This is a genomic window from Acidovorax sp. SUPP950 (genome assembly GCF_030158935.1).
Taxonomy (GTDB): domain Bacteria; phylum Pseudomonadota; class Gammaproteobacteria; order Burkholderiales; family Burkholderiaceae_C; genus Paracidovorax.
This window is the reverse complement of the sequence record NZ_BQXE01000001.1, coordinates 1,953,119-1,975,658: the sequence shown is the minus strand read 5'-3', so window position 1 is coordinate 1,975,658 and position 22,540 is coordinate 1,953,119. Positions and strand designations below refer to the sequence as shown.

Annotated in this window: 23 protein-coding genes; 13 read left to right on the top strand and 10 right to left on the bottom strand. The window is 69.6% G+C overall.

Features of this window, described 5'->3' with window-relative positions; all coding sequences use genetic code 11:
- The first annotated feature begins 50 nt into the window (after positions 1-50).
- The 7 genes from dbpA (at position 51) to dtd (ending at position 6,714) form a co-directional block, all read left to right on the top strand.
- Positions 51-1,457 (top strand): ATP-dependent RNA helicase DbpA, encoded by a 1,407-nt coding sequence (gene dbpA, locus AVME950_RS09105; RefSeq protein WP_284429509.1) that lies wholly within the window; start codon positions 51-53, stop codon positions 1,455-1,457.
- 165 nt (positions 1,458-1,622) lie between these two features.
- Positions 1,623-2,342: a GntR family transcriptional regulator gene (locus AVME950_RS09100; protein WP_284429508.1), complete on the top strand. Its 720-nt coding sequence runs from the start codon at positions 1,623-1,625 to the stop codon at positions 2,340-2,342.
- Positions 2,343-2,361: 19 nt separating this feature from the next.
- The gene (locus AVME950_RS09095) at positions 2,362-3,366 is read left to right on the top strand and encodes a tripartite tricarboxylate transporter substrate binding protein (protein WP_284429507.1); all 1,005 of its coding nucleotides are present in this window, start codon (positions 2,362-2,364) and stop codon (positions 3,364-3,366) included.
- 4 nt (positions 3,367-3,370) lie between these two features.
- Entirely contained in the window at positions 3,371-4,201 is an 831-nt protein-coding gene (locus AVME950_RS09090; RefSeq protein ID WP_284429506.1) for an amidohydrolase family protein, read from the top strand.
- 110 nt (positions 4,202-4,311) lie between these two features.
- Positions 4,312-5,127 carry an oxidoreductase gene (locus AVME950_RS09085; protein WP_284429505.1) on the top strand — a complete coding sequence of 272 codons (816 nt, stop codon included), beginning with the start codon at positions 4,312-4,314 and terminating at the stop codon, positions 5,125-5,127.
- A gap of 166 nt (positions 5,128-5,293) precedes the next feature.
- Positions 5,294-6,253 (top strand): cation diffusion facilitator family transporter, encoded by a 960-nt coding sequence (locus tag AVME950_RS09080; RefSeq protein ID WP_284429504.1) that lies wholly within the window; start codon positions 5,294-5,296, stop codon positions 6,251-6,253.
- Positions 6,250-6,714, top strand: coding sequence for a D-aminoacyl-tRNA deacylase (gene dtd / locus AVME950_RS09075; protein ID WP_284429503.1), 465 nt, complete (start codon positions 6,250-6,252; stop codon positions 6,712-6,714). Before AVME950_RS09080 ends, dtd begins: the two co-directional genes overlap by 4 nt.
- Before the next feature lie 97 nt (positions 6,715-6,811).
- Here dtd and ybeY read toward each other — a convergent pair whose 3' ends face one another.
- Both ybeY and AVME950_RS09065 read right to left on the bottom strand, forming a co-directional pair.
- Positions 6,812-7,270: an rRNA maturation RNase YbeY gene (gene ybeY / locus AVME950_RS09070; protein WP_272567140.1), complete on the bottom strand. Its 459-nt coding sequence runs from the start codon at positions 7,268-7,270 to the stop codon at positions 6,812-6,814.
- Between the two features lie 44 nt (positions 7,271-7,314).
- Positions 7,315-8,274 (bottom strand): PhoH family protein, encoded by a 960-nt coding sequence (locus AVME950_RS09065; protein WP_284392929.1) that lies wholly within the window; start codon positions 8,272-8,274, stop codon positions 7,315-7,317.
- Between the two features lie 48 nt (positions 8,275-8,322).
- Between AVME950_RS09065 and ruvA the strand changes: the two genes are divergently transcribed.
- From ruvA to AVME950_RS09040, 5 genes are all read left to right on the top strand, one after another.
- A complete protein-coding gene (ruvA, locus tag AVME950_RS09060) occupies positions 8,323-8,895 on the top strand; it encodes a Holliday junction branch migration protein RuvA (protein WP_272567143.1) in 573 nt (190 codons plus the stop codon).
- 124 nt (positions 8,896-9,019) lie between these two features.
- Positions 9,020-10,579: a trypsin-like serine peptidase gene (locus tag AVME950_RS09055; RefSeq protein ID WP_284429502.1), complete on the top strand. Its 1,560-nt coding sequence runs from the start codon at positions 9,020-9,022 to the stop codon at positions 10,577-10,579.
- A 153-nt stretch (positions 10,580-10,732) separates the two neighbouring features.
- The gene (locus tag AVME950_RS09050; protein WP_284429501.1) at positions 10,733-12,646 is read left to right on the top strand and encodes a trypsin-like peptidase domain-containing protein; all 1,914 of its coding nucleotides are present in this window, start codon (positions 10,733-10,735) and stop codon (positions 12,644-12,646) included.
- A gap of 10 nt (positions 12,647-12,656) precedes the next feature.
- A complete protein-coding gene (gene ruvB / locus AVME950_RS09045) occupies positions 12,657-13,730 on the top strand; it encodes a Holliday junction branch migration DNA helicase RuvB (RefSeq protein WP_272567148.1) in 1,074 nt (357 codons plus the stop codon).
- Positions 13,731-13,965: 235 nt separating this feature from the next.
- The gene (locus AVME950_RS09040) at positions 13,966-14,598 is read left to right on the top strand and encodes a phage tail protein (RefSeq protein ID WP_284429500.1); all 633 of its coding nucleotides are present in this window, start codon (positions 13,966-13,968) and stop codon (positions 14,596-14,598) included.
- 152 nt (positions 14,599-14,750) lie between these two features.
- Here the strand turns inward: AVME950_RS09040 and AVME950_RS09035 are convergent, their stop codons facing one another.
- The 6 genes from AVME950_RS09035 to AVME950_RS09010 form a co-directional block, all read right to left on the bottom strand.
- Positions 14,751-15,920: a DSD1 family PLP-dependent enzyme gene (locus AVME950_RS09035; protein ID WP_284429499.1), complete on the bottom strand. Its 1,170-nt coding sequence runs from the start codon at positions 15,918-15,920 to the stop codon at positions 14,751-14,753.
- Positions 15,904-16,542, bottom strand: coding sequence for a histidine phosphatase family protein (locus tag AVME950_RS09030; protein WP_284425884.1), 639 nt, complete (start codon positions 16,540-16,542; stop codon positions 15,904-15,906). The genes AVME950_RS09035 and AVME950_RS09030 overlap by 17 nt, the downstream gene beginning before the upstream one ends.
- 17 nt (positions 16,543-16,559) lie before the next feature.
- Positions 16,560-17,189, bottom strand: a complete 630-nt coding sequence (locus tag AVME950_RS09025) for a DUF4136 domain-containing protein (RefSeq protein ID WP_284429498.1) — start codon at positions 17,187-17,189, stop codon at positions 16,560-16,562.
- 61 nt (positions 17,190-17,250) lie between these two features.
- Positions 17,251-18,237 (bottom strand): tRNA 2-thiocytidine(32) synthetase TtcA, encoded by a 987-nt coding sequence (gene ttcA, locus AVME950_RS09020; RefSeq protein WP_284429497.1) that lies wholly within the window; start codon positions 18,235-18,237, stop codon positions 17,251-17,253.
- A 5-nt stretch (positions 18,238-18,242) separates the two neighbouring features.
- Complete coding sequence (locus tag AVME950_RS09015) at positions 18,243-18,614, bottom strand: dihydroneopterin aldolase (protein WP_284392946.1); 372 nt, start codon at positions 18,612-18,614, stop codon at positions 18,243-18,245.
- 42 nt (positions 18,615-18,656) lie between these two features.
- Entirely contained in the window at positions 18,657-19,451 is a 795-nt protein-coding gene (locus tag AVME950_RS09010; RefSeq protein ID WP_284429496.1) for an SDR family oxidoreductase, read from the bottom strand.
- An 8-nt stretch (positions 19,452-19,459) separates the two neighbouring features.
- Here AVME950_RS09010 and AVME950_RS09005 point away from each other — a divergent pair, with 8 nt between their 5' ends.
- Positions 19,460-20,578: a class I SAM-dependent methyltransferase gene (locus AVME950_RS09005; RefSeq protein WP_284429599.1), complete on the top strand. Its 1,119-nt coding sequence runs from the start codon at positions 19,460-19,462 to the stop codon at positions 20,576-20,578.
- Between the two features lie 159 nt (positions 20,579-20,737).
- Here AVME950_RS09005 and AVME950_RS09000 read toward each other — a convergent pair whose 3' ends face one another.
- Both AVME950_RS09000 and AVME950_RS08995 read right to left on the bottom strand, forming a co-directional pair.
- Entirely contained in the window at positions 20,738-21,187 is a 450-nt protein-coding gene (locus AVME950_RS09000; protein ID WP_284392952.1) for an RICIN domain-containing protein, read from the bottom strand.
- A 278-nt stretch (positions 21,188-21,465) separates the two neighbouring features.
- Positions 21,466-22,539 (bottom strand): ABC transporter ATP-binding protein, encoded by a 1,074-nt coding sequence (locus AVME950_RS08995; RefSeq protein WP_284429495.1) that lies wholly within the window; start codon positions 22,537-22,539, stop codon positions 21,466-21,468.
- Position 22,540: the final 1 nt, after the last annotated feature.

The following is a 22,540-nucleotide window of genomic DNA, read 5'->3' as shown; positions in this document are numbered from 1 at the left end:
TGCAAGCCCTTGCCCGCCTTGCGCCGGCCGGGCCCCGGGATAATCCGGGGATGACTTCTTCCGTTTCCGGCGCTGGCGCCGAGTTCTCCTCCCTGGCGCTGCACCCCGCGACCCTGTCCAACCTGCAGCAGATGGGCTACACCCGCATGACCCCGATCCAGGCCGCGAGCCTGCCCGTGGCCCTGCTGGGCCGCGACCTGATCGCCCAGGCCAGCACCGGCAGCGGCAAGACGGCGGCCTTCGCCCTGGCGCTGCTGGCCAACCTCAATGCGCGCCGCTTCGCGGTGCAGGCCCTGGTGCTGTGCCCCACGCGCGAGCTGGCCGACCAGGTGGCCACCGAGGTGCGACGCCTGGCCCGCGCGCAGGAGAACATCAAGGTGGTCACCCTGTGCGGCGGCGTGCCGCTGCGCGGGCAGATCGCCAGCCTGGAGCACGGCGCGCACATCGTGGTGGGCACGCCCGGGCGGGTGATGGACCACCTGGAGCGCGCCACGCTCGATCTGCAGGCGCTCAACACCCTGGTGCTCGACGAGGCCGACCGCATGCTGGACATGGGCTTTTTCGACGACATCGCCAAGGTCGCGCGCCAGTGCCCGGCCGAGCGCCAGACGCTGCTGTTTTCCGCCACGTACCCCGAAGGCATCGAGCGCCTGGCGCGCCAGTTCATGAAGGAGCCGCAGCGCATCACGGTGCAGGCCCAGCATGGTTCGGCCAAGATCGCGCAGCGCTGGTACGAGGTGAAGGAGAGCGAGCGCCTGCACGCCGTGTCGCAGCTGCTGAACCACTTCCGGCCCGAATCGGCCATCGCCTTTTGCAACACCAAGCAGCAGTGCCGCGACCTGGTGGGCGTGCTGCAGGCGCAGGGCTTTCACGCGCTGGCCCTCTATGGCGAGCTGGAGCAGCGCGAGCGCGACCAGGTGCTGGTGCAATTCGCCAACCGCAGCTGCTCGGTGCTGGTGGCCACCGACGTGGCCGCGCGCGGCCTGGACATCGCCCAGTTGCAGGCGGTGATCAACGTCGACGTGACCCCCGATCCCGAGATCCATGTGCACCGCATCGGCCGCACCGGCCGCGCGGACGCCGAAGGCCTCGCCTTGAGCCTGGCCAGCCTGCCCGAGATGGGCAGCGTGGGCAAGATCGAGCAGCTGCAGGGCCGCGAGTCGGAATGGCACCCGCTGTCCGAGCTGACCGCCGCTCCCGGCGGGCCATTGCTACCGCCCATGGCCACCATCCAGATCATCGGCGGGCGCAAGGAAAAGATCCGCGCGGGCGACGTGCTGGGCGCGCTCACCGGCGAGATGGGCTTTGCGCGCGAGCAGGTGGGCAAGATCAACGTGAACGATTTTTCCACCTACTTGGCGGTGGAACGGGGCATTGCCCAGGACGTGGTGCGGCGCCTGGCGGCCGGCCGGGTCAAGGGCAAGCTCGTGAAGGCGCGGCTGGTGGATGGCACCTGACGGCCTTTGACGGCCTTTGACGGCCCCTGAGGGGCCCTGGCGGTGGCGGGGGTGGCGGGGCCGGCGCCCCCGGGTTTGTCCCGATCGCGCCGCCTGCGCCCTGTTTTAGACTGCAAGTCATCTAGAGGAGTAGATCAATTGCCGTCGCCCGCATCCCCTCCCGCCGTGGCGGAACACCCCGGCCTCGCCCGCTATGCCGCGCTGGCGGCCGCGCTGCGGCATCGCGTCGTCCGGGGCGAATGGCTGCCCGGCACGGCCCTGCCGGCCGAGCAGGCGCTGGCCGCCGAGCATGGCGTGGCGCTGGGCACGCTGCGGCGCGCGCTGGAACTGCTGGTGGAGCAGGGCCTGATCGAGCGCATCCACGGCAAGGGCACCTTCGTGCGCAGCGGCATTGCCGGCGCGTCAATGCTGCGGTTCTTTCGCTTCGGAGAGGGCGCGGCGGGGCAGGAGCCCGCTTCGCGCATCCTGTCGCGCCAGGCCATGGCGGCCCCGGCCGAGGCGGCCCGCGCGCTGGGCCTGGCACCGGGCGAGCCGGTGCTGCGCCTGCACCGCCTGCGGCTGATCGACGGCGAGCCCTGCCTGCTGGAGCACATCTGGCTGCCGCTGGACCGCTTCGCCGCGCTGGCGGAGGACGACACCGCCGCCTGGCCGCCGCTGCTCTATCCCTTCTACGCCAGCCGCTGCGGCGTGCACGTGCAGCGGGCGGTGGACGACATCGGCTTCGGCGTGCTGTCCGCGCCCCAGGCGCGCAGCCTGGGGCTCGCGGCGGGGCACCCGTGCGCCGTGGTCACCCGCCGTGCCATGGACCTGGCCGGCCGCTGCGTCGAATGGCGCGTCACGCGCGGCGATGCCCACGCCTTTCACTACACCGTCACCCTGACCTGAACCGAACCTGGAGACCCGCATGCCTTCCATCGCATCCCCCGCCAGCGGCGGCGCCCGCCGCCGCTGGATCCTCGGTGCCGCCGGCGCCGCCCTGGCCGCGCCCTGGGTGGCCGGCCGCGCGCAGGGCATCGGCGGCAAGCCCGTGACGCTGGTGGTCTCCTACCCCGCCGGCGGCGGCGCGGACCTGATGGCGCGCATCATCGCGCCGCGGCTGGGCGAAGCGCTGGGCCAGAACGTGGTGGTGGACAACAAACCCGGCGCCAGCGGCCAGATCGCCGGCGCCTACGTGGCGCGTGCCACGCCGGACGGCAGCACGCTGCTGCTGGACGCCTCGTCCTTCGCGGTCAACCCCGCGCTCTATCCCAAGATGGCCTACGACACCGACAAGGCCTTCACGCCGCTGGCCGTGCTGGCCACCTTTCCCAACGTGCTGGTGTGCTCCGCGGGGTTCCAGGCGCGCAGCGTGCAGGACGTGATCGCGCTGGCCCGCGCCAAGCCGGGCGAAGTGGCCTATGCGTCGTCCGGCAACGGCTCGGCGCAGCACCTGGCGGGAGCGCTGTTCGAGGAGCGCGCCGGGGTGCGGCTGTCGCACATTCCCTACCGGGGCGGCGGCCCCGCGATGAACGATGTCATGGCGGGGCAGGTGCCGCTCTTTTTCGCCAACGTGGCCTCGGCGCTGGGCCACATCCGCTCCGGCAAGCTGCGCGCGCTGGCCGTGACGGCCGCGCTGCGGGCCCGTTCGCTGCCGGAGGTGCCCACCATGACCGAAGCGGGCGTGCGCAAGTACGAGGTGCTGGAATGGAACCCGGTGCTCGCCCCCGCCGGCTTGCCCGCCGCCACGCGCACGCGCCTGGTCGATGGCATCCGCAAGGCGCTGGGCGATGCCGAGGTGCTGGCGCGCATCCGCGCGCTGGGCGGCGATGTGTTCGCCGATGCATCGCAGGCCTCGGCCGGGGCCTTCATTCGGGCCCAGCAGGGGCAGTGGGCCCAGGTGGTGCGCGACCGCAACATCTCGGTCGGCTGAACTGATGCCGAAGGACGTCGACCGCGCCCCCCACCCTGATGCCTGGGACGTATCCGGTGCCTGCTGGGACGCGCACGTCCATGTGTTCGACGCCGATGCGCCGACCCAGCCCGGCCACTACCGCCCCGCGCACCATCCGCTGGAGCGCATCGAGGCCCTGGCTGCCGCCCATGGGGTGCGGCATCTGGTGCTGGTGCAGCCCAGCGTGTACGGCACCGACAACGCGGTGATGCTGAGCGCGCTGGCCGCACGGCCCGGCCGGCACCGCGGCGTGGCCGTGGTGGACGCCGCGGTACCCGACGCGCTGCTGGACCGCATGCACGCGCTGGGCGTGCGGGGCGTGCGCTTCAACCGCGTCTCGCCGGTGGGCAACGGGCCCGAGGCGTTTCGCGCCCTGGCGCCGCGCCTGCGCGAGCGCGGCTGGCACGTGCAGTGGTACGCGGGCCCGGAGCATCTGGCGGAGATCGCGGCGCTGCACGCCGGCACCGGCGTGGCCTGCGTGCTCGACCACCTGGCGGGCCTGCATGCCGAGTTGCCGGCGGACGACGCGGCATGGAGCGCCCTCGCGGCGCTGGCCGTGCAGGGCGCGTGGATCAAGCTGTCTGGCTGGTACCGGCTGCGCGCCCAGGCGCCTTACGGCGCGCTGCAGGAGACGGTCCGGCGCGTGGCGGACCTGGCGCCCGGGCGGCTGGTGTGGGGCTCGGACTGGCCGCACACGTCGTTCGCTGCTGATGCCATGCCGGCCTACGCCTCGGTGTGGCAGCCGGTGGTGGAGGCGCTGGGCCCGGACCGGGCCGGCACGGTCCGGCAGAACGCCTCGCGGCTGTATGCCTGACGGAGAGACACCCCAACGTGCTTTGATAATATCTTTTTAGTATCGACTTAATACTGTTTCGATAGTAATATCCCTTCGTCGGCCATCCGGCCCATGACGAAAGGAAAACAATGCGCAAGACGAACAGGGGTATCGCCGTCGTGACGGGGGCGTCGTCGGGCATCGGGCTCGTGACCGCCCGGTCCCTGGTGCAGGCGGGCTACCAGGTCTTCGGCACCAGCCGCAAGGCATCCGCCGATCCGCCCGACGGTGTCACGATGCTGGCCTGCGACGTGACGGACGAGGCGTCGGTCCAGCGCCTCGTGGACGAGGTGGCCAGGCGGGCAGGGCGCATCGATCTGGTCGTCAACAACGCCGGCGTGGGCCTGCTGGGCGGGGCCGAGGAATCCTCGATCGGGCAGGCGCAGCGCCTGTTCGACGTCAACGTCTTCGGCGTCGCCCGCGTCGTCAACGCGGTGCTGCCGCTCATGCGGGCCCAAAAGAGCGGCCGCATCATCAACATGAGCTCGATCCTGGGGCTGATTCCGGCGCCCTTCAACGCCTTCTACGCATCGACCAAGCACGCGATCGAGGGCTACTCGGAATCCCTCGACCACGAAGTGCGCCGGTTCGGCATCCGCGTGGTTCTGGTGGAGCCCGGTGTGACGCGCACGGCCTTCGAGGAAAACCTGTCGCGCGCCGACCGCCCCCTCGCGGACTATGCCGACGATCGCGCCCGCAGCGAAGCGCTCATGCGCCAATGGGTGGAGGCGGGCGATGCGCCGCAGATCGTCGCCGACGCCGTCGTGAAGGCCGCCACGGCCATCCGGCCCAAGCTGCGCTATTCGGCCGGCAAGCAGTCCACCCAGGTCCGCTCGCTGCGCCGCTATCTGCCCGAAGGGCTGGTCGACAAGACGCTGCGCAAGTTCAACGGCTTGCCGGCCTGAGCCGGGCGGGCGCGAGCGCTCTCTCTCATCCCCTTCCGGGTGCCGGCCAGGCCGCAGTGGATGGGGGCCTCGCGGGCGTGGCGGGCTCGCCGTGGCAGGCCGCCGGCGGGTCGGGATGGCGCCGTTCGGGGCAGAATGGCGGCCCCGGCGCTTTCCTTGCCAGCCCATGCCCTCCCGCCCCCTGCCTTCCGATCCGAGCGCCCCGGGCCGCACCGGTCCTGCCGCGCCCGCGCCCCGCACGCTGCTGTGGGGCTCGGTGGCCGTGGCGCTGGTCACCATCGTGCTCAAGACGCTGGCCTGGCACCTCACCGGCTCGGTGGGGCTGCTGTCCGATGCGCTGGAGTCGTTCGTCAACCTGGCGGGCGCGGTGTTCGCGCTGGCCATGGTGACCGTGGCACAGCGCCCGGCGGACGACGACCACCCCTACGGGCACCACAAGGCCGAGTATTTTTCTTCAGGGTTCGAGGGCATCCTGATCGTGGGGGCCTCCGCCGCCATCTTCTGGGCGGCGGCGCACCGGCTGTCCTCGCCGCAGCCGCTGGAGCAGGTCGGCTGGGGCCTGGCGCTGTCGGTGGTCAGCTCGGCGCTCAACGGCGGTCTGGCCTGGCTGATGTTCCGCTCCGCGCGCGTGCACCGGTCGGTGGCGCTGGAGGGCGATGCGCGCCACCTCGTCACCGATGTCTGGACCTCGGCGGGCGTGGTCGTCGGCATCGGCGCGGCCAGCGCGACCGGCTGGCTCTGGCTGGACCCGGTGGTGGCCATGGCCGTGGCGCTGAACATCCTGAGGGAAGGGGCGCACATGGTATGGCGCGCCTCCCAGGGCCTGATGGACGCGGCCGTGGAGCCCGAGGCGCAGGCGGCCATCGACGCGGCGCTGCGCGGCTTCGCGCAGGGCGCGCCGCAGGTGCGCTTCGACCACCTCATCACGCGCCAGGCCGGGCAGCGCCGCTTTGCCGGCCTGCACATGCACGTGCCCGCCGAGTGGAGCCTGGGGCGCGCCGCCCAGCTGCGCGGCGCCGTGGAGGCCGCCCTGATGCGCGCCGTGCCCGGGCTGCGCGTGACCATTGAGCTGCTGCCCGTCGGGGTGGAGGCATTTCTGGAAGAACCGAAGGATTCCCCACCATGATGAGCGTGTTGCAGCGCGTGCGCGAAGCGCGCGTGGAAGTCGATGGCGAGACCGTGGGCCGCATCGGCCCGGGCCTGCTGGTGCTGCTGTGCGCCGAGCGCGGCGACACCGATGCCGAGGCCGACCGGCTGCTGGCCAAGCTGCTCAAGCTGCGCGTGTTCACCGACGAGGCGGGCAAGATGAACCGCAGCGTGCAGGACGTGGGCGGCGGCCTGCTCGTCGTGAGCCAGTTCACGCTGGCCGCCGACACCTCCGGCGGCAACCGCCCGAGCTTCACCCAGGCGGCGGCGCCGGACGAGGGACGGCGGCTGTACGACCTGTTCGTGGCCCGGGCACGGGCGCTGCACCCGGTGGTGGAAACCGGGCGCTTCGCGGCCGACATGCAGGTGCATCTGGTGAACGACGGGCCGGTGACGATCCCGCTGCGCATGGCGCCAGTGGATGGTTTGCTATCGAAATAATAGCTAAACAGGCAATCAATACCACGGCATGGGGTTGTTTGGAGGCCCCATCCGGCCTTTCAGCGGCGGGTAAGGCGCGGCCCGCGCCGTGCTCGACTCAGCCCGCGTACGGGTCGTCGAAGCCCAGTTCCTGCAGGATGGCCGTCTCGTAGGCCTCCATCTCGTCGGCGTCCTCGGCGCTGGTCTCGTGGTCCCAGCCCTGGGCGTGCAGCGTGCCGTGCACCAGCAGGTGGGCGTAGTGCGCGCGCAGGTCGCGGTTCTGCTCGCGCGCCTCGCGCGCCACCACGGGTGCGCACAGCACGAGGTCGGCCATCACCAGGGGCTCCTGTGCGTAGTCGAAGGTGAGCACGTTGGTGGCGTAGTCCTTGCGGCGGTACTCGCGGTTAAGGGCCTGGCCTTCTTCGGCATCGACGATGCGCACGGTGATCTCGGCGTCGCTGGACAGCGCGTGGCGGATGAAGCGCGCCGCGGCATGGCGGGGCAGGGCGGCGCGGTGTTCCTGCACCCCGGGAAAGCGCGCGAACTGCAGCGACAGGGTCAGATGGTTCAGTGTCATTTGGGCCTCTGGCGCATGTTTCACTAGGGCGTTGTGCTATTGATTCAGGAGTGTCCTGCGCGGCTGCCCGCCGCGCGCTGGGCATCGTAGGCGTCCACGATGCGGGCGATGAGCGGGTGGCGCACCACGTCGGCGGTGGTGAACCGGGTGATCGCGATGCCCTTGACGCGCTTGAGCACCCGCTCGGCGTCGATCAGGCCGCTCATCGCGCCCTTGGGCAGGTCGATCTGGCTCACGTCGCCCGTCACCACGGCGCGGGCGCCGAAGCCGATGCGGGTGAGGAACATCTTCATCTGCTCGGGCGTGGTGTTCTGGGCCTCGTCCAGGATGATGAAGGCGTTGTTCAGCGTGCGCCCGCGCATGAAGGCCAGCGGCGCGATCTCCAGCGCGTTGCGCTCGAAGGCCTTCTGCACCTTCTCGTAGCCCATCAGGTCGTAGAGCGCGTCGTACAGCGGGCGCAGGTACGGGTCCACCTTCTGCGTGAGGTCGCCGGGCAGAAAGCCCAGGCGCTCGCCGGCCTCGACCGCCGGCCGCGTCAGCACGATGCGCTGCACCGCGTTGCGCTCCAGGGCGTCCACCGCGCAGGCGACGGCCAGGTAGGTCTTGCCGGTGCCGGCGGGGCCGATGCCGAAGGTGATGTCGTGGCTGGCGATGTTGTCCAGATAGTTGCTCTGCGTGGGGGTGCGCGCGCGCAGGTCGGCGCGGCGGGTGTTGAGCGTCACCGCGCCGTCACCGGGCGCCTCCAGCATGGAACTGTCGCCGGCCAGCATGAGCTGCAGGTGCTCCTCGGCGATGGGCCGCTCGGCCATTTCGTACAGCGCCTGGAGCAGCTCCATTGCCTGGGTGGCCTTGGCCTTCGGTCCATCCACCTTGAACTGCTCGTGCCGGTGCGCGATGCTGACGGACAGCGCCGTCTCGATGGTGCGCAGGTTGGCATCGGCCGGGCCGCACAGGTGCGACAGCCGGTTGTTGTTGTGGGGGGTGAAGGTGTGTCGCAGGATCACGCGGATAATTCCGGTTGGATGGCCGCAACGGTGCGGCGAAGGACATCAATGATAGGCAAACTCACCGGCACGCTGCTGGAAAAGAACCCGCCAGAAGTGCTGCTGGACTGCCACGGCGTCGGCTACGAGGTGCAGGTGCCCATGAGCACCTTCTACAACCTGCCGCCCGTGGGGGAGCGCGTGGCCCTGCTCACCCAGTTCATTGTGCGCGAGGACGCGCAACTGCTCTACGGCTTTGCCACGGCGCCGGAGCGCCAGGCGTTCCGCGAACTCATCAAGATCTCCGGGGTGGGCCCGCGCACCGCGCTGTCCATCCTGAGCGGCATGGGCGTGTCCGACCTGGCGCAGGCCGTGTCCCTGCAGGAGGCGGGGCGCCTGGTGAAGGTGCCCGGCATCGGCAAGAAGACCGCCGAGCGCCTGCTGCTGGAACTCAAGGGCAAGCTGGGGGCCGACATCGGCGCCCATGCGCACGCCACGAGCGACGCGCAGGCCGACATCCTGCAGGCCCTGCTGGCGCTGGGCTACAACGACAAGGAAGCCGCGGCCGCGCTGAAGGCGCTGCCCCAGGACGTGGGGGTGAGCGACGGGATCAAGCTGGCGCTCAAGGCGCTGGCCAAATGAAGGCCATGGGCTGACGAAGAACAACGAATGGGACGCCGCGCGCACGCCCACGGGCGGGGTGGCGCGGGTCCGGGTCGATCCATCAAAAAAAGGGAGTGAACGAAAGATGGCCAAAGGGAAATGGATGGCGCGCGCAGCCGCGCTGGTCGTGGTGGCGCTGGTGTCAGGGTGCGGCGGGGGCGACGGCGGCGCCTTCACCGTGAGCGCGGCGCCGTCCGAGGTGCTGCAGGTGGACTCGGCCGTGCAGCCGGCGGCTGCCGAGGCCGCGGTTTCCCGCACCAAGCAGCGCGCGGCGGGCCCGCGGGTGGAACCGGCCCGCGTGGCCTTGCCCGCCTTCGTGCGGCCCAAGGCGGCGCAGTCCCGGCACGACGGCGCCCGCTGGGTGGGCGATGCCCGCGCCATCGAGGCCACCACCACGGCGGACGGCCTGCAGCGGCTGCTGCAGTGGACCCCGTTGGCCAACGGCGGCATGAAAGCGGCCGTGAGTTTTGCGTCCGAAGACGCGCAGGGCCTGCGCCTGGGCGTGCGGGTGCGGCAGATCCCGGACGAGGCCGTGGTGCGGGTGTACCGCCAGGACCGTCCCGATGCGGTGTACGAGACCACCGGGCAGGCCATCCTGCAGGCCATCGGGCGCAACATCGCGGCGGGCGACGCATCGGACAACGCGCGCACCTGGTGGACCCCCCATTCCGGCGCGAGCGAGGCCACGCTGGAGATCGAACTGCCCGCCGGCGTGCCGGCCGCCGCGCTGGACGTGGCCGTGCCGGCGCTGGCGCACCTCTTCGAGAACCTGTCCCTGCCGCCGGAGGGCGCCCCGGCGGCCAAGGCGGTCGGCGACGCCATCGCCTGCAACCTGGATGCGAGCTGCTTCGACGAATACGCCGCCCAGCGCGATGCCGTGGCGCGGATGCTGTTCGTGGACAACGGCAAGGCCTACGTCTGCACCGGCACGCTGCTCAACGACCGCGATGCCACGCGCACGCCGTACTTCCTCAGCGCCAACCACTGCATCGCCTCGCAGACCGTGGCGTCCACCCTGCAGACGGACTGGTTCTTCCGTTCGCAGGCGTGCAACAGCGGCACGCTGTCGCCCCGCTCCACCGCGCGCACCGGCGGCGCGACGCTGCTCTACGCCAGCGCGGACACCGACACGGCCCTGCTGCGGCTGAACGAGGCGCCGCCCCCGGGTGCCGTGTTCGCCGCGTGGGACGCCAGCCCGCAAGCCGAATCGGCGGCTGTGGTCGGCATCCACCATCCCCGGGGCGACCTGCAGAAGATCAGCACCGGCAGCATCATGGGCACGCTGGCCTGCACCAACGACACGGACGGCTCCATGCTGTGCGACTCCTCCACGGACGCCTCGGCCGGCTACTACGACGTCGGGTTCGACCGCGGCACGGTGGAGGACGGCAGCAGCGGATCGGCCATCTTCCATGGCGGCCGCGTGATCGGGACGCTGTATGGGTTCGCCTCCAGCGCCCAATGCTCGGTCGACGACGTGCGGGTGTACGGCCGCTTCGATCTGGCCTACCAGAAGGCGCTCAAGCAGTGGCTGTCGCCCCCGGTGAGCGTGCCGGTGGCCTGGCGGCATCCCGCCCGCGGATTCGGGGCATCGCACGGGCCGGCGGGCCACTCCGGCGATGGCCCCGCTCCGTTCTGGCGAGAGCGGCTGGCCGCGCGGTAGCGGGCCGGGGAGCGCAACGGGGCCATGACGCGATGCCGCAACGCGGCGATGAAATCACCTGCCGGCAGCCACGGGGCTGTGGCACATTTTGCAATCCGGGGCGGCATGGGACCGCCCCGAACCGATGACAGGAGTTGTTCCATGCAGCTGGTAATGAGGCGAGTTCGATCTTTGGCGGTTCTGGCGGTGGCCTCGGTGCTGGCTGCCTGCGGTGGCGGCAGCGGCGGCGAGGCGGCGCAGTCCGCGGCCGCGCCGCAGGCCAGGGCACTGGTCTACAGCGTGGAGTCGCGCGAGCAGCCGGCTTCCGCCGTGCAGGACGTGGCGCGGGTCAAGGACCGCGCGGTCGGCGCGGCCATCGCACCCGCCCGCATCGCCCTCGGGCCGCTTGACCAGTCCAAGGAAGGGGCGGCCAGCGGCTTCGGCCCGCGCCAGGTCGGCAGCCCCCGCAGCATTGCCCAGACGGCCACGGCCAGCGCCACCTTGCAGCAGCTGCAGTGGACACCCACCGCCAGCGGCGGCCAGGTCGCCGCGCTCAGTTTCTCGGCCGACGGCGCGCACGGGCTGCGCCTGGGCGTGCTGGTGCGCCAGCTGCCCGGCAGCGCCGTGCTGCGCGTGTACAGCCAGGCCCGGCCCTCGGCGGTGTTCGAGATCGCCGGCCAGGAAGTGCTGCAGATCATCGAGCGCAACCAGGCGGCGGGCGATACCTCCGACGCCGGCCGCACCTGGTGGACGCCCGACACGGGCGGCGACGAGGCCACGCTGGAGATCGAGTTGCCATCCGGCACGCCCGCGAGCGCGATCGACCTGTCGGTGCCGCGCCTGTCGCACATCTACGACAACCTGTCGCTGCCCACGGCCGAAGAGCTGGAGCAGCAGACCAAGATCAACGAATCCGACGCCTGCAACCTCGATTCGACCTGCTATGACGATTACGCCGCCCAGCGCAACGCCGTGGCGCGGATGCTGTTCGTGCGCCCCGACGGCAAGACGTACCTGTGCTCGGGCACGCTGCTGAACGACCGCGACGGCACCGGAACGCCCTACTTCATCTCGGCCAACCACTGCATTTCCACGCAGACCGTGGCGTCCACCCTGCGCACCGACTGGTTCTACCGCTCCCCCAGCTGCAACAGCCGCACGCTGTCGTCCGCCACCACGGCCCGCACCGGCGGCGCCACGCTGCTGTACGCGACGGACAGCAGCGACACGTCGTTCCTGCGCCTGAACGAGGCCCCGCCCGCCGGCGCCGTGTTCGCCGCATGGAACGCCAATCCCCAGGGGCTGGGCGGCGCCATCGCGGGCATCCACCATCCCCGAGGCGACCTGCAGAAGATCAGCTTCGGCAACCTGGCATCCCTGACCGCGTGCTCGTCCATCAGCGACACCAACTTCACCTGTAGCGGCACCAGCGGCAACTTCTACCGGGTGACATGGAGCCAGGGTACGACCGAGGGCGGCAGCAGCGGCTCTGGCATCTTCTCCGGCGGCGCGCTGATCGGCACGCTCTACGGCGGCAGCGCCGTGTGCACCAACAAGGCGTCGTCGGACTACTACGGCCGCTTCGACGTGGCGTACAACGCGTCCATCAAGAACTGGCTGTCGCCAGCCACCAGCGCCAGCGGCCGCACCGCCGTGTACCGCTTCTTCAACAGCAGCACGGGCGCGCACTTCTTCACGGCGAGCGCGGGCGAGCGCGACTTCGTGATCAACACCTACCCGGCCTTCGCCTACGAAGGCGTGGCCTTCTACGCCTACGGCGGCGCCACCGCCGGCCAGAGCGCCGTGTACCGATTCTTCAACAAGAGCAACGGCGCGCACTTCTACACCATCGATGCGGGCGAACGCGACTTCGTGCGCGCCACCTACCCGTCGTTCGAGTACGAAGGCCCGATCTGGTATGCCCAGACCGGCGCCGGCAACGGCTCGACCGCGATGTACCGTTTCTTCAACAAGGGCAACGGCACGCACTTCTACACCATCAGCCAGGGAGAGCGCGACTTCGTGCAGGCCACCTATCCGGTGTACCAGTACGAAGGCCCCGTGTACTACGCCTGGACTTCCAACTGACCCGCAACGCATGAGCATCCAGACCGACGACTTCGCCCCCGCACCCGCCAAACGCGTGATCTCCGCCGCGCCGGCCTCCCCGCAGGAGGAAGCGCTGGAGCGGGCGCTGCGCCCCAAGCTGCTGCAGGAGTACGTCGGTCAGGCCAAGGCGCGCGAGCAGCTGGAGATCTTCATCGGTGCGGCGCGCAAGCGCGGCGAGGCGCTGGACCACGTGCTGCTGTTCGGGCCCCCGGGCCTGGGCAAGACCACGCTCAGCCACATCATTGCCGCCGAGCTGGGCGTGAACCTGCGCCAGACCTCCGGGCCCGTGCTGGAAAAGCCCAAGGACCTGGCCGCGCTGCTGACCAACCTGGAGCGCAACGACGTCCTGTTCATCGACGAGATCCACCGGCTCTCGCCCGTGGTGGAGGAAATCCTCTACCCCGCGCTGGAGGACTACCAGATCGACATCATGATCGGAGAGGGGCCCGCGGCGCGCAGCATCAAGCTGGACCTGCAGCCTTTCACCCTGGTGGGGGCGACCACCCGCGCCGGCATGCTCACCAACCCGCTGCGCGACCGCTTCGGCATCGTCGCGCGGCTGGAGTTCTACACCCCCGAGGAACTCTCGCGCATCGTCATGCGCAGCGCCGGGCTGCTCAACACGCCGATCCAGCCGGACGGGGGCTTCGAGATCGCGCGGCGATCGCGCGGCACGCCGCGCATCGCCAACCGGCTGCTGCGCCGGGTGCGCGACTACGCCGACGTGAAGGGCACAGGCCAGATCACGCTCGATATCGCCCAGCGCGCGCTCACCATGCTCGACGTGGACCCCCAGGGCTTCGACGTGATGGACCGCAAGCTGCTCGAGGCCGTGATCCACCGTTTCGACGGCGGTCCCGTGGGGCTGGACAACATCGCTGCGAGCATCGGCGAGGAGTCCGGCACCATCGAGGACGTGATCGAGCCCTACCTGATCCAGCAGGGCTACCTGCAGCGCACGCCGCGCGGGCGCGTGGCCACGCTGGCGGCCTATCGCCACCTGGGCGTGGCGCCGTCGCGCAACCCTGCCGACCTGTTCGGCGGGCCGCCTTCGGCGGCTTGACCCATCGCTTCCTGACCCCTTGTCCAACGCTCCTGCGGCTTCGTGGCAGCAGCCAGATTCGCGCAGGGGGATCGGCGCGCGTTGCATTCTCGACGCCCCGTGAATTCTCGCTTGTCGACCTTCGATTTCTGGTGTTTACTCCCTCTATCCGCCTTCGCTGCGAGATCGTCAAAAAGCATCGCTGCCAGGTGCGGATATTGATCGACAAACCTTTTTTTGGGAGAGGGATACTCACATGGATCCGATTCTGGGCCAGATCATTCTTTGGGCCGTGCCATGGGTTCCGCAGGGCTGGGCTCTGTGCGACGGCACACTGCTGTCAATCAATCAGAACCAGGCGCTCTACTCGCTGCTGGGCACCCGCTACGGTGGCGATGGCGTCAACACCTTCGGCTTGCCCGATCTGCGCAACCGGGTTCCGCTCGGTTCCCAGAACATGGTGACCATCGGCGGTACGAGCGGTGCCGCCACCGCGTCCACCAACGCCATCGGCGCTGCGATCCTGTCGCTCGCCAACCTGCCGGCCCACACCCATGGCGTGACGGTGGCCGCGGGCGGAACGGCCTCGGTGTCCATTCCCGCCGACGACACCACGGGCGACAACAACGTTCCTGGGCCGACTCTGATCGCCGGGAAGGCAACGGCGGGCAACAACACCGCCAAGGTGTACAGCTCCAAGTCCGCCACCACGACGCTCAAGCCCTTCGACGCACCCTTGACCCTGCCCGCCATCTCCACGCAAGCGGCTGGCAGCGCCACGCCCACGCCGGTGCAGATGAACGTGCCCGTCACGGTCAGCACGCTGCAACCCGGCCTCACGCTGAACTTCATCATCGCCGTGAACGGCATCTATCCGTCGCGCCCCTGACCGCGGATGGGCATGCAGGCAGTGGCCTACCTGCCGCCATGGCCACCTGGGTGCGACAAGCGCTTCGGTGGCGATGGCCGACGAGGCCGGGGAACCCGGCCTTTTTCTTTCTTGTTGCAGACCGTCGCGCAGGCGCCTGCCGGTGCTTCAGGTCAGGTCAGCGCGCCCCGGGCATCCACCCGGATGATCCGCTCCACCACGCCGTGCGCCAGTCCGCCGCGCACACCGATCAAGAAGTCGTACAGGTTCACCGTCGGATCGCAATGGCCGGGAATGAGCCACAGCATGCGGCCCAGCGAGGGCAGCCGGGCCTTGTTGCCGTCGGCGTAGAGAATGCCGTGCTCGTCGCCGCCGTTGGCATAGCGCAGCGCCCGCTCGGGCGGCAGCATCGCCACGATCGGCAGGCCGGAGTCGATGGCATGGCTCTTGTGGCCGGCATCGCACACCGCGTGCGTTTCCTGGCTGGAGATGACCTGGGTCTTGACGAACAGCGCATGCTCGAAGGCCGGCTGGGCCGGCTCGCGTTCGTTGCTGGCATAGTCCGCGTCCATGAACAGGAACGAGCCCGCCTGCAGTTCGCCGTAGACGCCGCTGGCGGCCTCGTGCACCAGCGTGCCGGTGCCCGCGCCGGTCACCAGCGGCACAGCAAGGCCGGCGGCGGTGATGAGGTCGCGCGTGTGGCGCGCGGCCTCCACCACGGCGGCGATGGCCTCCCGGCGGGCTTGGGCGCCGCGCAGGTGCTGCGCGCGGCCATGGTAGGCATGCAGGCCCGCGAAGCGCAGCCGGGCATGGCGCGCCACGGCCAGCGCCAGGGTCACGGCCGGTTCGCCGGGCGGCACGCCGCAGCGCCGCTGGCCCACGTCGATTTCCACGAACACATCGATGCCCGCATCGCTGGCGGTGACGGCCATGGCCTCGGCCAGGCGCTCGATGCCTTCCTCGCTGTCCACCGCCAGGGCCAAGCGCCCGCCGCGCAGGCCGAGCTGGTGCGCCAGGCGCGCCACGCGCAGCAGCTTGGCGGCGGCGATGACCTGGTTGCTGATGTACAGGTCGTTCACGCCGGCGGCGGCCAGCGCCTCGGCCTCGCTCACCTTCTGAACGCAGGCGCCCGTGGCACCGGCCTGCTGCAACAGCAGGGCGAGCTCGGCGCTCTTGTGCATCTTGGCATGGGGCCGCCAGCGCACCTGGTGCTTGCGCGCGAAGTCGGCCATGCGCTGGATGTTGCGCTCCATGGCGTCGAGATCGACGACGAGTGCGGGGGTGTCGATCAGGTCGACGCGCAGGCCGATGCTGGCGCGCAGGGATTCAGGAATGGGCTTCATCGCGCGTGGCGTCGTCCAGGTGCTGTGTGTCGGCCCAGCCGACCAGGGTGAGGCCGTCGCCGGTCCAGAGCAGGCGGTTGATGGCCGCGTTGGTGAGTTGCCAGGTGCGTGGGGCCTGCAGTTCCTGGCCGGTGGCGGCGCGGTACAGCACGTCCATCACGCCGCCGTGGGCGACCAGCACCACGAGTTCGCCGGGGTGGCGCTGCGCCAGCTGGTGGGTGGTGCCAAGGATGCGCTCGCGGAACACGATCAGCGACTCGCCCCCGTCGGGCACGAAGTGCGGATCGCGCTGGCGCCAGCGGCGGGCCTCCTCGGGCATTTCGGTCTCGATCTCGGCGAAGGTGCGGCCCTGCAGCTGGCCGAAGCTGCGCTCGCGCAGGCCGGGCTCGGCGACCAGCGGTGCGCCCGTGGTGTCGGCCACCGCCTGCGCGGTGGCATGGGCGCGCTGCAGGTCGCTGGCATAGATGGCGGCCACGGGCTCGCCGGCCAGGGCCTCGCCCACGCGGCGCGCCTGCCACAGGCCGGTGTGGTTGAGCGGAATGTCCAGATGGCCCTGGATGCGCGTGTCCACGTTCCAGGCGGTTTCTCCGTGGCGGATGGCGATGATGCGGGTGGCGTGCATGGCGGCGAGTTCGTCGATCAGGGGGCGGGCGGCGCCAGGGTGGTGCGCACCTGTCGCGAGCCCGCGGGGGGCTGCGGGAAACCGGTCAGGGCGGCGTCGAACAGGATGCCGAAGATGGCCGGGTCGCTGGTCCAGACGTCCTCGTGCACGGCGGAGGTCTCGTACACGATCTGCTGCGTGGCGGCGTCGCGCAGCACCAGGCTGGCCTCGCGGCGGTAGAGCGTGGGGGGGCGGTCCATCATCCAGCTGCCGCCCATGCCCCAGCCCCAGCGGCCGCCATGGCCCCCATAGCCGAGGCCCCAGCCCCAGCGGGGGTAGAACGGGTCGCCATAGTAGGGCCAGTAGGCCGGCGTGGCATAGCTTGCCTGCGCGCCGACCTGCAGCACGAGCCGGGCATTGGCGTCGTCGCGCTGCAGCCCCACGCGCGCCAGCGACTGCTGGGCCATGGCTTCGATGGGGGCGAACGATGCGGCCTGGGCCTGCTGCGAGGGCAGGCGCTCCAGTCGGTAGGTGGGCGGTGAGGGCAGGGCCGCCAGCGTCGAGTAGCTGTGCACCGCGCTGTCCACGGTGCGGGTGACGGCGCAGCCGCCGAGCATCAGGGCGGCCGTGGCCAGGGTGATGGAGAAAGCGCAGCGCAGGGTCTTCATGGGTGTCTCCGGAAAGGGGCCGTCATGGTGCGGTCAGCGCTGGGGCGAGGCGATGGGGCGTTCAGGACAGCTGGACCACCTGCACGCCGGGCAATCCGGGGGCGGCAGGGAAATCCTCGCGGTCGAACGCCTTGTCTCCGTCTTCGCTGGCGATGCCCGTCGCCTTCAGACCCTTGAAGTCGTGCAGTGTTCCATCGAGCAGGTGCGACGGCACGACGTTCTGCAGCGCGTTGAACATGTTTTCCACACGGCCGGGGAATTTCCTGTCCCATTCGCGCAGCATCTCGCCCACCTGCTTGCGCTGCAGGTTCTCCTGGCTGCCGCACAGGTTGCAGGGAATGATGGGGAAGTCGCGGTGCGCGGCCCAGCGCGCGGTGTCCTTCTCGGCCACGTAGGCCAGCGGGCGGATCACCACGTGTTTGCCATCGTCGCTCACGAGCTTCGGGGGCATGGACTTGAGCTTGCCGCCGAAGAACATGTTGAGCAGCAGCGTCTGCAAAATGTCATCGCGGTGGTGGCCCAGGGCGATCTTGGTGCAGCCCAGTTCGTCGGCCACGCGGTACAGGATGCCGCGGCGCAGCCGGCTGCACAGGCTGCAGGTGGTCTTGCCTTCGGGGATGAGGCGCTTGACGATGCTGTAGGTGTCTTCGTTCTCGATGTGGAACGGCACGCCCTGCGAGGCCAGGTACTCGGGCAGCACGTGCTCGGGAAACCCCGGCTGCTTCTGGTCGAGGTTCACCGCCACGAGGTCGAAGTGGATGGGCGCGCGCGCCTTGAGCTTGAGCAGGATGTCCAGCAGGGCGTAGCTGTCCTTGCCGCCGGACATGCACACCATGACCTTGTCGCCCTCCTCGATCATCTGGTAGTCCACGATGGCCTTGCCCACCTCGCGGCACAGGCGCTTTTCCAGCTTGTGGGTCTCGCGCTCGATCTTCAGGCGGGCCGGCGCCGCAGCGGCCTCGGCGCTTGCCGCTGCATCGGGCGTGCCGAGGGGCTCGGGGGCGTCGGCGGTCCAGCCGGGCGTGGGGTCGTTGAGGATGGCATTCATGGGGTTCACCACTGTCCTGTCTCGCTGCGGATGGCCACTTCGCAGTCGTCAAAAATTTCCAATTTGGCGATCTTCACGCGCACGCCCAGCACGCCGGGCAGCAGCATGAGCCGGGCGCTGAGCTTGCCGATCAGCGTCTCCAGCAGGTTCACGTGCTCGGCCGTGCACTCGTCGATGATGATCTGGCGCACCTTGCGGTAGTCCAGCACGTGCAGGATGTCGTCGTCGCTCGGGTGCAGGGGTTGCGTGCCCAGGTGCAGCTCGGCATCGACCTGGATGGGCTGCGGCGTGGTCATCTCGTGCGCGAGGATGCCCAGGTTGGCGTCGAAGCGCAAACCGGTGAGCGTGAGGATCTGGGTGCCTGCGGCGTTGTACATGGGGTATGGGAAGGAAAGGGGGAGGGCGGAGCCGGGCTGCGCTCACATCATCGAAAAGTCGCGCTCGAACCGCATCAGGTGCTGGCCGCCATCCACCAGCAGCGTGGTGCCGGTGATGGAGCGGTTTTCCAGCGCGAACTTCACGGTGGCGGCCACGTCGGCGGGCGTGGAAGACCGGCCCAGCGGGCTCAGCGCGTGCAGCTGGCGGAATTTCTCGCCTTCCAGCAGGTGGCTGGTGAGGGTGAGGCCCGGCGCCACCCCCACCACCCGCACCCGGGGCGCGAGGGCCAGCGACAGCATGGTGCCGGCCGCCTCCAGCGCCGCCTTGGAGAGGGTGTAGCTCAGAAAGTCGGGATTCTGGTTCCAGAGCTTCTGGTCGAGCAGGTTGACCACGGCGCCGTGGATTTCGCCCTGGTCGCCCTCCTCGCCCGCAGCCCGCTGTTCCAGATGCGCATGCAGGCCCTGGGCCAGCAGCACGGGCGCCGCGGTGTTGCTGCGCAGGTGCTGCTCCAGCGTGGCAAACCCGAAGCTCGCGGCATCGTCGTGCTCGAAAAGCGAGGCACTGTTGACCACCGCGTCCACCGCGCCGAAATGCTGCACCACGCGGGGCAGCAGGCCGCGCACTGCGGCCTCGTTCTGGAAATCGGCATCGAAATGGGCGCTGGCGCAAGAAAATCGCCGGCATGCTGCTACGGTTTCAATAGCATCCTGCTCGGAATGCCGATAGTGGACGGCCACCTGCCAGCCGCCGGCGGCCAGCGCGAGCGCGATGTCGCGGCCCAGGCGCTTGGCGGCGCCGGTCACCAGCACGGTGCGAGGACGGGAGGGGGAGGGCATCGGGGACAATCGGGACCGTGACGACGACAGAACCCCCAAGTTTAACGACCGCCCTGGCGGCCCACATTGGCCAGGCCATTGCGCAGGCCGGCGGCTGGATCGGCTTCGACCGCTTCATGGCCATGGCCCTGTACACGCCCGGCCTGGGCTACTACGCCAACGACTCCACCAAGTTCGGCCTGCTGCCCGGATCGGGCAGCGACTTCGTGACCGCGCCCGAGCTGAGCCCCCTGTTCGGCCAGACCCTGGCCGTGCAGGTGGGAGAGGCCCTGGCGCAGACCGGAACGCACGAGCTGTGGGAGTTCGGCGCGGGTTCCGGCGCCCTGGCGCTGCAACTGCTCGATGCCCTGGGCGAGGGGGTGCAGCGCTACACCATCGTCGATCTGTCCGGCAGCCTGCGCGCGCGCCAGCAGGTGCTGCTGTCCCCGCATGCGCACAAGGTGCGGTGGGTGGATGCGCTGCCCGATCGCTTCGCGGGCGTGGTGGTGGGCAACGAGGTGCTGGACGCCATGCCTGTGAAGCTGCTGGCCCGCCACGGCGGGCAGGCGGGCGGCGTGTGGCATGAACGCGGCGTGGTGCTGCAGGGCGATGCCTTCGCCTGGGCCGACCGGCCCACCGATCTGCGCCCGCCCGTGGAGGTGGAAGGCCCGCAGGACTACCTGACCGAGATCCATCCGCAGGGCGAGGGCTTCATCCGCACCCTGGCCGACCGGCTGGAGCGCGGTGCGGCCTTCCTGCTGGACTACGGCTTCGGCGAAGCGGAGTACTACCACCCCCAGCGCCACATGGGCACGGTGATGTGCCACCAGGGGCACCTGGCCGACAGCGATCCGCTGGTGGCGGTGGGCCGCAAGGACATCACCGCGCACGTCAACTTCACGGCCATGGCATTGGCCGCGCAGGACGCCGGCCTGCAGGTGCTGGGCTACACCACGCAGGCGCACTTTCTCATCAACTGCGGATTGGCCCAGCGCATGGTGGAGTTGCCCCTGCTCGAACGCGCGACGGCCGCCAAGCTGGTCATGGAGCACGAGATGGGCGAGCTGTTCAAGGTGCTGGCCCTGGGCGCGGGCGAACCGTGGGAGCCCATCGGCTTTTCGCAAGGGGACCGGTCCCACCGGCTTTGAAGTGCTGCCCTTCAATGCATCACGCCGTCCCGACCCTGATGGGGCGGACGGCGTGATGCGGCTCAGCTTGCAGCCTGCGCACAGGCAGGCGGCCTTCGCCGGAAAACCGATAATCCGATGCCATGGCGGGAAAATAGGGAGCCCGCCAAGGCATGGATATCAGGCTTCTGCCAATTCCAGCATCTTGGACAGGGCAGGAACCGGCAGGGAGCTCCATTTTTGATTCTGGCCGCCGTTATAGGGCCAGATCAGGATCGGGTTGCCGGGGGTAGGGTTGTTGTTGGCATTGTCCAGAACCATCTGGGGGTATTGGACGTTGGAAATAGTGGGTGCGCGGCCCACCCAGTTCCATTGCTGGCTGGTCCGTCCCAGCACCAGATTGGCCACGATGACCTGGCCCTGCTGGCCGTCATAGCCCTGAACGTCGAGGCAGAGGCTGGGGTTCGCCACCAGCGTGATGAAGCCGCTGTTGGGGTCCATGTTCCATTGAGAGGTCGTCCCACCGACCCCGGACAGCACATTCAGGGTGACCAGCGAACCTGCCGAGGGGCTGGCGACGCCGATGCAAAGGTTGGTATTTTGCAGGCTCTGGATTACGTATGCAGTCATTGCTAAACCTCCGTGTATTGTGGATTTGTCGTGCCATATGTTTTTGGCCGACACGCCATTCTGGTGGGAGGAGTATTGAATGCAATAGGGAATATCAGGCCGGGTGGTGGTAATTTGTGATGAATTGTTGGTGATTTCTGAAAATAACTGAATTCTTCTGAATCATTTCAAATCACCTATCAATATTCATATTGGTGATTATCAATTCGGCAGTGAATCACAGTGTCGGACATTGCCGAATTCGGATGCTTTCGAATCTCTCCGACCAGAACGGGGCGTCAATTCAGCCGCAGACCACTGGCCGCATCGAACAGGTGCGCCTGCGCCGCCACGGGCCGCAACTGAAGCGCGTCGCCCGGCCGCACGTCGATGCGGTCGCGGAACGCCGCCAGGATGTCGTGCCGGCCATCGAGCCGCAGCGCCACCTGGGTTTCCGAGCCCGTGGGCTCCACGACGACGACCTGGGCCGGCAGGCCCGCGCCGCTGGTGTCCAGCGCGAAGTGCTCGGGCCGGGCCCCGTACAGCACGTTGTCGCCATGGCGCCCACGGGGCGGGCCGGCCAGGGGCAGGCGCAAGCCGTCGTCGGTGACCACGCTGGCGTCGCCGTCCAGATGCAGCCGGCCGGGAATGAAATTCATGGCCGGCGAGCCGATGAACCCCGCCACGAACGCATTGGCCGGCCGGTCGTACAGATCGAGGGGCGCACCCACCTGCTCGATCACCCCGTCCTTGAGCACCACGATGCGGTCGGCCAGGGTCATGGCCTCCACCTGGTCGTGCGTGACGTACACCGTGGTGGTGCCCAGTCGTTGGTGCAGTGCCTTGATTTCGGTGCGCACCTGCACGCGCAGCTTGGCATCGAGGTTGGACAGCGGCTCGTCGAACAGGAAGGCATCGGGCTGGCGCACGATGGCGCGGCCCATGGCCACGCGCTGGCGCTGGCCGCCCGAGAGCTGGCGCGGCGTGCGGTCCAGCAAGGCTTCCAGGCCCAGGATGGCGGCCACCTCGTCCACCCGGCGCCGGATGGCGGCCTGGCTCTCGCCCTGCAGCTTCAGCGAGAAGCCCAGGTTCTGCGCCACCGTCATGTGGGGGTAGAGCGCGTAGTTCTGGAACACCATGGCGATGTTGCGGTCCTTGGGCGCCACGTCGTTGATCACGCGCCCGCCCAGCCGGATCTCGCCGCTGGTGATGGTTTCGAGCCCCGCGATGGCGCGCAGCAGCGTGGACTTGCCGCAGCCCGAGGGCCCGACGAGCGCGACGAACTCGCCGTCGCGGATGTCGATGTCCACCCCGTGGATCACGGGTGTGCCGCCGTAGTGCTTGACGATCTGGTGAAGGGACAGTTCGGCCATG